Origin of the sequence: Staphylococcus borealis (genome assembly GCF_001224225.1) — a bacterium.
Classification (GTDB): Bacteria; Bacillota; Bacilli; order Staphylococcales; family Staphylococcaceae; genus Staphylococcus; species Staphylococcus borealis.
Genome location: NZ_CUEE01000010.1, coordinates 1 through 12,993 on the forward strand (window position 1 = coordinate 1; position 12,993 = coordinate 12,993).

At 33.3% G+C, this 12,993-nt stretch carries 12 protein-coding genes and 2 pseudogenes; 11 read left to right on the forward strand and 3 right to left on the reverse strand.

Annotated features, from left to right (window positions below; all coding sequences use genetic code 11):
• Together AK212_RS13670 and AK212_RS10565 are read left to right on the forward strand one after the other, a co-directional pair.
• Positions 1–656 (forward strand): annotated as a pseudogene (locus AK212_RS13670) (YSIRK signal domain/LPXTG anchor domain surface protein); the annotation flags it as partial.
• 474 nt (positions 657–1,130) lie between these two features.
• The gene (locus AK212_RS10565) at positions 1,131–4,787 is read left to right on the forward strand and encodes a YSIRK-type signal peptide-containing protein (RefSeq protein ID WP_174841945.1); all 3,657 of its coding nucleotides are present in this window, start codon (positions 1,131–1,133) and stop codon (positions 4,785–4,787) included.
• A gap of 26 nt (positions 4,788–4,813) precedes the next feature.
• Here the strand turns inward: AK212_RS10565 and AK212_RS13200 are convergent.
• The 3 genes and pseudogenes from AK212_RS13200 to AK212_RS10585 all read right to left on the reverse strand — a co-directional run.
• A pseudogene (locus AK212_RS13200) lies at positions 4,814–5,267 on the reverse strand (transposase); the annotation flags it as partial.
• A gap of 654 nt (positions 5,268–5,921) precedes the next feature.
• Positions 5,922–6,323 carry a ribonuclease HI family protein gene (locus AK212_RS10580; protein ID WP_053030816.1) on the reverse strand — a complete coding sequence of 134 codons (402 nt, stop codon included), beginning with the start codon at positions 6,321–6,323 and terminating at the stop codon, positions 5,922–5,924.
• 117 nt (positions 6,324–6,440) lie between these two features.
• The gene (locus tag AK212_RS10585; protein WP_053030819.1) at positions 6,441–7,145 is read right to left on the reverse strand and encodes a queuosine precursor transporter; all 705 of its coding nucleotides are present in this window, start codon (positions 7,143–7,145) and stop codon (positions 6,441–6,443) included.
• A gap of 205 nt (positions 7,146–7,350) precedes the next feature.
• Here AK212_RS10585 and AK212_RS13205 point away from each other — a divergent pair, with 205 nt between their 5' ends.
• From AK212_RS13205 to msrB, 9 genes are all read left to right on the forward strand, one after another.
• The gene (locus tag AK212_RS13205) at positions 7,351–7,545 is read left to right on the forward strand and encodes a zinc-finger domain-containing protein (protein WP_075108495.1); all 195 of its coding nucleotides are present in this window, start codon (positions 7,351–7,353) and stop codon (positions 7,543–7,545) included.
• 12 nt (positions 7,546–7,557) lie between these two features.
• Positions 7,558–7,809, forward strand: coding sequence for a NifU N-terminal domain-containing protein (locus AK212_RS10590; RefSeq protein WP_053030822.1), 252 nt, complete (start codon positions 7,558–7,560; stop codon positions 7,807–7,809).
• Positions 7,810–7,833: 24 nt separating this feature from the next.
• Positions 7,834–8,949, forward strand: a complete 1,116-nt coding sequence (locus tag AK212_RS10595; protein ID WP_053030824.1) for a conserved virulence factor C family protein — start codon at positions 7,834–7,836, stop codon at positions 8,947–8,949.
• 33 nt (positions 8,950–8,982) lie between these two features.
• The gene (gene brxA, locus AK212_RS10600; RefSeq protein ID WP_053030826.1) at positions 8,983–9,417 is read left to right on the forward strand and encodes a bacilliredoxin BrxA; all 435 of its coding nucleotides are present in this window, start codon (positions 8,983–8,985) and stop codon (positions 9,415–9,417) included.
• Positions 9,418–9,556: 139 nt separating this feature from the next.
• On the forward strand, positions 9,557–10,513 hold the full coding sequence (locus tag AK212_RS10605; protein ID WP_053030828.1) for a thymidylate synthase: 957 nt from the start codon (positions 9,557–9,559) through the stop codon (positions 10,511–10,513).
• A gap of 52 nt (positions 10,514–10,565) precedes the next feature.
• Complete coding sequence (locus tag AK212_RS10610) at positions 10,566–11,045, forward strand: dihydrofolate reductase (protein ID WP_053030831.1); 480 nt, start codon at positions 10,566–10,568, stop codon at positions 11,043–11,045.
• A 31-nt stretch (positions 11,046–11,076) separates the two neighbouring features.
• Entirely contained in the window at positions 11,077–11,922 is an 846-nt protein-coding gene (locus AK212_RS10615) for a DegV family protein (RefSeq protein ID WP_053030837.1), read from the forward strand.
• Positions 11,923–12,044: 122 nt separating this feature from the next.
• Positions 12,045–12,572, forward strand: a complete 528-nt coding sequence (gene msrA, locus AK212_RS10620) for a peptide-methionine (S)-S-oxide reductase MsrA (RefSeq protein WP_053030840.1) — start codon at positions 12,045–12,047, stop codon at positions 12,570–12,572.
• Positions 12,565–12,993, forward strand: a complete 429-nt coding sequence (gene msrB / locus AK212_RS10625; protein WP_053030843.1) for a peptide-methionine (R)-S-oxide reductase MsrB — start codon at positions 12,565–12,567, stop codon at positions 12,991–12,993. The genes msrA and msrB overlap by 8 nt, the downstream gene beginning before the upstream one ends.

Genomic DNA, 12,993 nt, shown 5'->3' on the forward strand with positions numbered 1-12,993 from the left:
GTCATGTCACGATTACACCGACAAAACCTATTCCTGAAGGTAACGTCACTGCCAAGGCAACGGACAATGCAGAACATCCGAATAGTTCTACATCTGATCCTGTTAAAGCAACTGATACAACGCCACCAACTACTCCAACACTTGATACGGATTTAGGTGGTAAAGCTGGTACTCAAACACCTATTACGGTGACTACAGATCCAAATACGCATGTTGATTTACTTGATAAAGATGGTAATATCATTGGTTCGGGTACAACGGATGATACGGGACATGTCACGATTACACCGACGAAACCTATTCCGGAAGGTGATATTTACGCTAAAGCAATAGATAATGCTGAACATCCAAATAGCTCTGTATCTAAGCCAGTAAAAGCTACTAAATTGATTGTAAAATCTGATAAAAAAGCATTTATAAATGACCATTCAAAAGAGGATGGAAGCCATAATTCAACAAATAATAAACATACAATACCTGTTGAAAAAGGAAATATAACTAATACTATTACTAAAAATAAAGGAAAAGATTTACCAAGTACTGGTGAAAAAGAATCAACTAATAATTCTTTACCTTATTTAGTTACACTACTAGGTAGCTTTGCATTACTAATTAGTAGAAAAAAGGAAAGAAAAGATAACAACAGAAATAAGTAATTCTAATATATATACTAATTAGAAAAAATCCACTGAAATCTTAAATGATTTCGGTGGATTTTTGATTTTAACTATATTTATATTTGAAATAAAATTCATACAAAAATTCACATCAATTTTACTCGTAAAAATTTCTGTAATTTCTAAAAATATAAATTTACATCTACACATAGTTATGAAGAAACATTTTTATGAAATATTGATTAAGTCATAACTTCAACTCATTTATAAACGCATTAAAAAGAGACTACTATTTTTAAATATCACAACACTTATTATTAAATGAATTATATAATAAAATTATATAAATTAAGTTTGATTTCTATCTTTAGTATGAAATTAAACTAACAGTTATATATATTGAGTAAAATTGAAATGTCGTAATTATGAACTTAATTCAATATATTTCCTTAATATTACTGTTATTAATTTAATTAATTTTCATTTAAAAAAGTAAAGGAGAATATCGCACCTATGAATCAACATAATCAATTACAAAAATTTAGCATTCGTAAATATGCAATCGGTACTTTTTCAACCTTAGTAGCGACATTCGTATTTTTAGGAGTAAACCATGACGCACAAGCTAGTGAGCAATTAAATACCACTCAACAACATTCGAATAGCAATCATGAAAATTCAATTAACGAAAGCGCTAATACGCCAATTAAACCTTTAGATAATAAAATTACCACAGGTCAAGTTCAATCAAAACAAATCAATGACAATGTTAAAGAAACTAAATTAAATACACAAACTAACAATAAACAACAAGCTAATAACGATTTGAATGTTTCAAATCAGCCATCAAACACACATGTTAGAAAAAAGAGAGCTACTAATTCAGATGAAATTGATTTTAATCGAGTAGTAACAGGATCAGTTGATAATTCATCTGTTGCTGCACCAAATACTTCATCATCAACGCCTAATGATCAGCAAGCACCGCTTATTAAACCAACTTTCATTACAAGTGTAGGAGATGCAGCTAATACGAAAAGACCAATTGAGATTTTGACTTCACCAAATACTGATGTAGCTTTATTAGATAAAGATGGTGCGACAATGGGTACTGGTAGAACAAATGAAACTGGTCATGTCACTATTGTACCGCAACAATGGATTCCTAAAGGCAATGTTTCAGCTAAAGCAACACGTGGTTCAGAAAGTGTTACGTCAGACCCTGTTGAAGCATTAAATACTGATCCTCAACATAGACCATTTGTAATTGAAGTCACAACGGATCCTTTTACAAGAATAGAATTAAGAGACAAATATAATAAACCACTTGGAGCTTCTAGAACAAATGATAAAGGTCATGCGTATATCGTGCCAACAAGACCAATCCCAGAAGGTAATGTGACGGCTGTGGCAACAGATGATAGTGGTAACTCATCTACTTCAGATCCTAAAAAAGCAACTGACACAACACCACCTGACAAACCAATTATTCATACAAATTTAGTTGATAAGGTTGGTACATTAACTCCTATAGAAATCACAACTGACCCTGATACTAAAGTGGAATTATTTGATAAAGATAATCACTTAATAGGTAGTGGAATGACAGATCATACTGGACACATTACAATCACTCCTAGCAAACCATTAGTTGAAGGACCGATTACCGCTAAAGCAACTGATGATGCTGAAACGCCAAATAGTAGTTATTCAGATCCTGCAAATGTAACGGATTTAACACCACCAACTTCGCCTAATTTAGAAACTGACTTAGTTGGTAAAGCGGGTACCCAAACGCCAATCACTGTTACAACTGATCCGAACACTACTGTAGAATTGTTTGATAAAGATGGTAATAGTTTAGGAAGAGGGACAACTGATTCTACTGGACACGTAACGATTATACCTAATCGACCGATTCCTGAAGGCGATGTTACTGCGAAAGCGACTGACAACGCAGAACACCCGAACAGTTCTACTTCTCAACCTAAAAAAGCAACTGACACAACACCGCCTATCGTTCCAACAATTAATACAGATATAGCAGGTAAAGCGGGTACCCAAACACCAATCACTGTTACGACTGATCCGAACACTACTGTAGAACTGTTTGATAAAGATGGTAATAGTCTCGGTTCTGGAGAAACAGATGGTTCTGGTCAGGTGACAATCATACCTAATAAAGCGATACCTGAAGGTAATATCATTGCTAAGGCGACTGACCATGCAGAACATCCGAATAGTTCTACTTCTGAGCCAGTAAAGGCAACTGATACAACGCCACCTACAAAACCATCTGTTGTAGGTAGCTTAGATGGTAAAGCTGGCACTACTGATCCTGTGGAAGTTACTACAGATCCTAATACAAAAGTTGAACTTTTAGATAAAGATGGTAATGTGATTGGTTCAGGAGTGACTGATGGTACTGGTCATGCCTTTATTACGCCGATTAAACCTATTCCCGAAGGCAATGTGACAGTTAGAGCAACTGATAATGCTGAAGTTCCAAATAGTTCAACATCTGATCCAGTTAAAGCAACTGATACGACGCCACCAAATGCACCAACTTTTGATACTGATATCTCTGAAAAAGGGGGAACATTGACACCAATTTCAGTAACAACTGACCCTAATACACACGTAGATATTGTTGATAAAGATGGTAATATCATTGGCTCTGGCACAACAGACGATCAGGGTCATGTTACAATAACGTCTAATGTTCCAATTCCTGAAGGTAATATTTTCGCAAAAGCAACTGATAATGCTGAACATCCGAATAGTTCTACATCTCAACCTGTTAACGTTATAGATACTACACCTCCAATTAAACCAACCGTTCCTGGTGGGCTAGTAGGTAAAGCTAATACACAGGATCCTATTGAAGTTGTAACTGATCCTAATACGCACATAGAAATTTTCGATAAAGATGGACAACTCATCGGTACAGGCGATACAGATCAAAATGGTCATGCTCTAATTACACCTACAAAACCAATTCCTGAAGGACCAGTAACGATTAAAGCGACAGATCATGCCGAACATCCTAATAGTTCAACATCTGATCCAATCGACGCGACAGACACAACACCGCCTATAGTACCTAAAGTGAATACGGGTCTTGATGGAAAAGCAAACACTTATACACCAGTATCAATAACAACTGATCCTAACACTAAAGTAGAATTATTAGACAAAGATTTACATGTTATTGGCTCTGGCGTTACTGATGAAAAAGGTAATGCGATAATTACACCAACAAAGCCAATTCCTGAAGGTAATGTTTATGCAAAAGCAACTGACAATGCTACAAAACCTAATAGTTCAATATCAAAACCTGTCAAAGCAACTGATACAACACCACCACCTAAACCAGTAGTTAAAGGTAGTATGAATGGTAAAGCGGGTACTAAAGATCCTATTGAAATTATCACTGAACCATACACTTATGTAGAGATCATTGATAAAGATGGGCGCGTGATTGGCTCTGGTAAAACGGATAAAAATGGACATGTGGTCATCACACCAACCAAACCTTATCCAGAGGGCACTATAATTATTAAAGCAACTGATAATGCTCAACCGCCGAATAGTTCATTCTCAGATCCAATTAAAGTAACGGATACTACAGCACCTAAAGAACCAGTAATTCATACAACATTAATTCATAAAGCTAATACAAAAACACCTGTTAAAGTTACAACTGATCCTTACACACTTGTCGAATTACTAGACAAATATGGACATGTCATTGGTAAAGCTACAACGGATGGCAATGGTAATGCAACGATAAAACCAACAACACCAATACCTGAAGGTGACGTGACTGTGAGAGCTACGGATAATGCAGAACATCCCAATAGTTCATTATCAAAACCTGCCAAAGCCACATTGTCTGATAATGATAAATCAGGTAAAAATAACGGTCATACTGGAAATGAAATTCCAAAAGATTTAAAACATAATGAAAAATCAAGTGGTCAAAATGATTATTTAAGCGACTATAATGAAAAGGATAATAACTCTAATGATCACAATCGAAATAAAGTTAATTCATTACCTGACACAGGTCTTAACAAAGACAATGCATCATCATCTGCATTATTATTTACTTCATTATTAGGTGGAATTGCATTATTAACAAGAAGACATAAAAAAGAAGAAAAATAGTATTTTGCTAAATAACTAAAATAACGAGTCCGGGACATAAAGTTCTTGGATAAGTGAATAAAAGACAATTTCTATTGAAATAATATAGAAATTGTCTTTTTTATAAATTTTTTGATTATTTTCAGCTCGTTGAGCTACTACTTTTCTTATATTAAGTGCCATTAATACAAAACCAAGTTCTCTTTTGACTTTATTGAGTCCTCGGACAGACATCCGAGTGAAACCCAAAATAGCCTTCATAAATCCAAAAACATGTTCCACATCAATTTTTCTTTGACTGTAGATATTTTTTGTTTTTGGTTCTGAAATCTTTTTATTAATTTGGGCTTTAAAATATTCCCAATTATAATTCTTCATTATTCTTTTATTTGTTTTTGAATTGAAGTTCATACATTGATTTTTCAGAGGACATTCTCAACAATCATCACATTCATATAATTTAAAGTCTCATTTAAAACCATATTTATCATGGCGATTGGCATTCGCCTCAACTTTCGTACCATCAATAAAAATAGCCTGTTCATCTATAAGATTTTGTTTCAAACATTGACTATGAAATTGAATAAATAGTGATTCTAATAAAGCATCTACTTTTGGATTTACTCTAAATCGACTAATTGTTTTATAAGAAGGTTTTTGATTTTGTGATAGCCACATCATTCGGATGCTATCATTAAGTATTTTTTTAAGTAATACAATGTAAAATTACATATAAATACAAAGTATTTTGGCGAGACTCTTACGTTGATTATTAATGAACATAAGTGCTAGCGCACTTATGTAAGGAATTCTAGAGATGAATGACGAATGTTGTTGCGCGACTCCTAGTGGAAAAGAAAGTGTCGAGTGACTACAGGCACGAGCCTTTCCCACAGGAAAGCGTCGCAACTATAATGAGTGAATATGCATCTAAGAATTTCTTTAGAGGACTACAGGCTGAAGCTGTCCCCTAAGAAGGGCCCCAACACAGAGAAACTGAGTTAATCAGTTTCTACAAGCAAAGAGCGTTGGGCTAGCGAGCCAACAATACGGAGTATTGTAAATAAAGAAGCCAGTAAATGAATTTCTTAAAACTCATTTACTGGCTGTTTCTCTAGGAATTATGTCCCAGACTCGTTATATAATTAAATAATTCTATTTTTTCTTTTTAGTTAGTTTAAATAGGGTTTGTTGAGCTATTTGATTAGCTTCTTTATTTTGCTCTCTAGGGATCCATTTAACAAATAACAAGTCAAAACTTTGTTCAAGTATTTCTAAATTTTCAAAATAGGGCTTAAATCTAGCATTCTTTACGAATCCTTGATTGACACTATCTTCTATCAACTTTGAATCAGTATACAATAGCGCATTAACAACATTTAGCTCACGAGCATGTTCAAGTGCATATATCAGAGTTGCCCATTCTGCACTATGATTATCTAATTCACCTAAGTCATGCGTATATACATATCTTTTATCTTCTTCCTTAATAACTATGCCACAAGCACTTCTCCCAGGATTACCTTTAGTCGCTGCATCAAAGTAAATTTTTGCCATATAAATTTTACACCTTTTTAGATTTATTAATTACTTTAATTTTATCAAAGTATGAAATATGAAAATAGGGAATGACAAGAATTCACTAAGAACGCTTTTCCACTCCCTTAAAAAATTTTAATATCCTTCATCTAATTTATGAATTCGACCTTTACGATACATAGATTTAGCTACATAACCGAATGGTACGTTGAAAATTGTCGAAATTAGTTTTAATAAATACGTTGTTATAAATATTTCAAGTACAACCATATTTGGTAAAGTACCTGCAAAAGCAATTGTTACGAACAGTGCTGTATCAATAATTGAACTTAACATTGTGCTTCCGTATGCACGTATGATAAACGTCTTATCTGAACTAAATATTTTCTTAATAGCTGAAAAGATGAATACATCAACATGTTGTCCAATTATATACGCAATAATTGAACCTAATGCAATTCTAGGCACCAAATCAAAAATCGTTGAGAGTGATTTTTGAGCCATATCCTCAGGTGCTGGTATAAAATGAAGAGACATTTGCATCACAATGATCATGACCAACGTGGATGAAAAGCCTAACCACACAGCTCTTTTAGCAACTTTGCGCCCATATATATCATTTAAAATATCTGTTGCTAAATAAATTGACGCAAACATTACATTACCTAAAGTAGCAGATATGCCAAAAATATGAACTGTTTTTATTACTTGAATATTAGCAATAATAGTTCCAATTGCAACCCAGGCAATTAAACCTTGTTTACCAAAACATCGGAACATTACCACCATTAAAATAAATGTAACAAGAAACGATGCTACACCAAAAATCTCATTATACATAAAAAATCCTCCTAAATTTTGATGATGCGGGTGTTTAGAAACCGCAAAAACAACTTATTTATTTTATAGCAATTTATTGGCAATTGCAATAACCAACATCACATATATAATCATTTATCAATTATTAAATCGATTATTTCAAAATAACTCCAAATTAAGTTATACTTGTTCCATGCTTATAATAAAGTAATACTGTGCTTAAGGAGTGACGGTTATACTTACACATTCCGAAAAAAATGCAATTGATAAAATTGATGAATTAATGAACACTTATTGTGATAAATGCTTACTAAAAACACATATAAGAAAAACAGAAGGTAAAACACAGGCACATCATTTTTGTATTTCCGAGTGTTCAATTGGTAAACAAATCAAACAATTAGGAAATGAACTTCAATAGGAGGTAAGGACTATGCATATCGTTTCAATCGAAGAAACACCAAATCATAACACTATGAAGATTAATTTAAGTGAAAAGAGAGAAGATAATAAATCTAATACATTTACTTCTGCACAAGAAGGACAACCAGATTTTATAAATAACTTATTCGAAATTGACGGGGTAAAATCAATATTTTATGTTATGGATTTTATTTCTGTAGATAAAGAAGCCAATGCAGATTGGAATAATGTACTACCACAAATTCAATCTACTTTTGAATAAAGCATTATAAGGGGACATGTAGTTATGGAAATTGTACGAATAGAGCCAACACCAAGTCCTAATACAATGAAAATCGTCTTGTCTGAAAAGAGGGAAGACAATAAATCTAATACATTTACACAAATAGATGAGCATCAACCTCAATTTATTAATGATTTATTAGCAATTGATGATGTCAAATCTATTTTCTACGTAATGGACTTCTTAGCTATCGATAAGCAACCGAAATCTGATTGGGAAGTGGTCTTACCTCAAATCACTTCAACATTAAATAACGAATCATCGATTGATAGTGCTCAACAGCCTGATGAACATTATGGTGAAATTAAAGCTGAGACACTTATGTTTAAAGGCATCCCTTATCAAATTAAACTGACTACCGCTTCAGAAGAACGTCGCGAACAATTGCCGAACCATTTCGTTGATAGAATGTTAAAGACACAAAAAGACGGTGACAATGTTGTATTCTTACGTAAGTGGGAAGATCTTGGTATTAGATATGGTGAATTAGATGACGTTATGAATGAAGTATATGAAGAAATGATTGCACTATACCCAACTGAAAGGTTAGACGCGCTCGTTCAAACTGCATTAGAGACAGATGTTGTAGTTCCACAACAACAGTATCATCATGTTACTGTTAACGAATTTAAAGCAGCGTCTGATTGGAAAGATAAATTAAGAATGCTTAAAGCATTTCCATCACCAACAGTCGAAGATTTAGATTTATTAGACTTAGCCTTACAAGAAGAAAAAGCACCATTAAGACGACAAGCCATTGTATTAATCGGCATGATTGAAGATAAGGAAATCCTTCCATATTTATATAAAGGCTTACATGATAAAAGTCCAGCTGTTAGACGCACCGCTGGAGATTGTTTGAGTGATTTAGGGTTTAAAGAGGCATTACCAGAAATGGAACAAGCTTTAAATGACCCACAAAAAATAGTCCGTTGGAGAGCGGCAATGTTTTTATTTGATGAAGGTGGGCCAGAACAGTTACCAAGTTTAAAATCACACGCCGATGATCCTGCCTATGAAGTTAAACTTCAAATAGAAATGGCAATTTCTAGAATTGAAAAAGGCGATGAAGCGTTAGGCTCTGTATGGAAACAAATTGCAAATCGCAATAAGTCATAAATTTCAAGAAAAACTAAAATAGGAGTGGAAATAATGAATCCTTATGAACAATACATGAAAGAATTAGCTCAACAAATGCGAGCTGAACTTACTGAAAATGGTTTTAAAAGTTTAGAGACAAGTGAAGATGTATCAAATTATATGAATAATGTTAATGAAGAAGATACAACATTTGTAGTAATTAACTCTACATGTGGCTGTGCTGCTGGTTTAGCTAGACCCGCAGCTGTTGCAGTAGCTGAACAAAATGATAAAAAACCGACAAACAAAATCACAGTATTTGCTGGTCAAGACAAAGAAGCAACACAAACAATGCGTGACTACATCCAACAAGTGCCTTCTAGTCCATCATATGCATTATTCAAAGGGACAGAATTAAAGCATTTTATTCCTAGAGAGCATATTGAAGGCCGTGACATTCAAGATATCTGTATGGATATTAAAGATGCATTTGATGAAAATTGTTAAGAAACCTATTTGACTTACCAATCCCAAATATAAAATTAATAGTTAATTTTATATTTGGGATTTTTTTATTTTAATTTTATAAGTACGTATTATCTAGTATAATAAACAGTAATATAAACAATTCTAGGAGATGAACAAGATGTTAAATTCATTTGATTCAGCCTACCATGCTCTATGTGAAGAAATATTGGAAATTGGCAATCAACGTGATGATCGTACGCATACAGGTACTATATCTAAGTTTGGTCATCAATTACGTTTTGATTTGACCAAAGGTTTTCCATTACTTACAACGAAGAAAGTATCGTTTAAACTTATAGCTACTGAATTACTATGGTTTATTAAAGGCGATACAAATATACAATATTTATTAAAATATAATAATAATATTTGGAATGAGTGGGCATTTGAGAAATACGTACAATCAAATGATTACCACGGACCTGATATGACTAATTTTGGACATAGGGCGCTCCAAGACGAGGATTTTAATCAACAATACAAAGAGGAAATGTCTAAATTCAAACAACATATATTAAATGACGATGCATTCGCTAAAAAGTACGGAGATTTAGGTAACGTTTATGGTAAACAATGGCGAGATTGGGTAGATAAAGAAGGCAATCATTTCGATCAACTTAAAACTGTAATTGATCAAATAAAGCATAATCCAAATTCTCGACGCCATATTGTTTCAGCATGGAATCCTACAGAAATTGATAGCATGGCCTTGCCACCATGTCATACGATGTTCCAATTCTATGTTCAAGATGGTAAGTTAAGTTGTCAATTGTATCAACGTAGTGCAGATATCTTCTTAGGTGTACCATTTAATATTGCGAGCTATGCATTATTGACACATTTAATAGCAAAAGAATGTAATTTAGATGTCGGAGAATTTGTTCATACATTTGGTGATGCTCATATTTATTCTAATCATATTGAAGCAATTCAAACACAATTATCTAGAGATAGTTTTGAGCCACCAACCCTAAAAATCAATTCTGATGCTTCAATTTTTGAAATCAATTATGAAGATTTGGAGTTGGTTGGATATAACGCGCATCCTGCTATTAAAGCACCTATAGCAGTGTGATAAACAAAAGTACTAATTTAATCTAAATAAATTATAGATACGGAGGGGAATTATGACTTTATCCATTTTAGTTGCACACGATCAACAACGCGTCATAGGCTATAAGAATGATTTACCATGGCATTTGCCTAATGACCTCAAACACGTTAAAAAACTATCAACTGGAAATACATTGGTAATGGGAAGAAGAACCTTTGAGTCAATTGGTAAACCGCTTCCTAACAGAAGAAATGTCGTATTAACGAGTGATACATCTTTCAACGTCGAAGGTGTAGATGTGATTCATTCTATTGACGATATTTACAACTTAGAAGGTCATATTTTTATCTTTGGCGGCCAATCATTATTTGAAGAAATGATTGATAAAGTAGATGATATGTACATTACGGTAGTCGATGGTAAACACCAAGGTGACACATTCTTCCCACCTTATACATTTGAAGAATGGGAAGTAGAATCATCAGTAGAAGGAGAACTAGATGATAAAAACAGAATTCCACATACATTTCTACACTTAGTACGTAAACATTAAATTAAATTAAATTGATTAACCGGAGGCACTTATGACTAAACAAATTATCGTGACTGATTCTACATCAGATTTATCACATGACTATTTAAATCAACATAATATCCACGTTGTACCTTTAAGCTTAACGATTGATGGTAAATCATTCGTCGATCAAATTGACATTTCATCTGAGGCATATATTCAACGCATTGAAGAAAATGCGGATGTTAAAACAAGTCAACCACCAATCGGTAAATTCATTGAATTATATGAAGAACTTGGTAAAGAAGATGTTGAAATTTTTAGTATTCATATGTCATCAGGTCTAAGTGGAACATATCAAACTGCTCTTCAAGCCAGTGATATAGTCGACACTAAAGTAACCGTGATTGATTCTAAATCCATTTCATATGGACTCGGATACCAAATTCAACGTCTTGTTGAACTCATAAATACTAATCTTTCATCAAATGAAATTGTTGGTAAACTTAAAGAACTACAAAAAAACATCAAGCTTTTTGTTGTTATTGGACAGTTAAATCAATTAATCAAAGGTGGACGCATAAGTAAGACTAAAGGGTTGATTGGTAATATTATGAAAATCAAACCTATCGGTACATTAGAAGATGGGTATTTGGAAATTGTGCATAATGCACGAACACAAAATTCAAGTATACAATATTTAAAAAAAGAAATTTCAGAATTTATTGATAAACATAAAATTAAATCTATTGGTGTTGCTCACGCTAACGTACTTGATTTTGTTGACAAACTTAAATCACAGTTTGATGAAGCATTTGGGCAGCAAATATATGATGTGAATGTAACTACGCCAGTTATATCAACGCATACTGGTCAAGGTGCAATTGGTTTGGTTGTTGTTCGTGAACCAAACTAAACACGCATTTTATTACTTGCTTCCTATTTATATTAAATAAATAAAAGTATCGTTGTGAGTAGATTACTTTAAATTAACAAAGTTATATCGTAAATTTAATTAATGACAGAGGAGGTAATAATATGGCATATGCAACATTAGCTGGAGGATGTTTCTGGTGTATGGTTAAACCCTTTACATCATATCCAGGAATTGAAGATGTCGTATCTGGATATAGTGGAGGACATGTTGAAAATCCTACGTACGAACAAGTTTGCACTAATCAAACTGGTCATAGAGAAGCCGTGCAAATTCAATTTAATTCTGACATTACGTCCTTTGAAAATATCTTAGATGTGTATTTTAAAACATTTGACCCAACAGATGGTGGTGGTCAATTTTTCGATAGAGGCGAAAGTTATGAACCAGCTATCTTTTATCACGATGATGAACAAAAGAAAGCAGCAGAACTTAAAATTCAACAACTGAACGAGGAAGGCATTTTTAACAAACCGGTTATAACACCAATTCTTCCTTATAAGAATTTTTATCCTGCAGAAGCATATCATCAAGATTATTATAAGAAGAATCCTGCACACTATGAGCAATACCAACGTGGATCAGGAAGAAAATCATTCATCGAAACACATTGGGGGTCTCAAAATGATTAAAAAAGATAAGCATGAACTCAATGACATGGAATATCTTGTTACACAAGAAAATGGTACTGAACCTCCATTTCAAAATGAATATTGGAATCATTTTGAAAAGGGGATTTATGTAGATAAAATTTCAGGTAAACCATTATTTACTTCTGAAGAAAAGTTTGAATCTAACTGTGGTTGGCCAAGTTTTTCGAAAGCGCTTGATGATGATGAAATCATTGAACTGGTTGATAAAACATTCGGCATGGTTAGAACTGAAGTTAGGTCAGAAGAAGCTAATAGCCACTTAGGACATGTATTTAATGACGGTCCTAAAGAAAGTGGTGGATTACGCTATTGTATTAATTCAGCAGCAATTCAATTTATCCCATATGATAAATTAGAAGCGCTAGGCTACGGTGATTTAATTCCACATTTTGAAAAATAG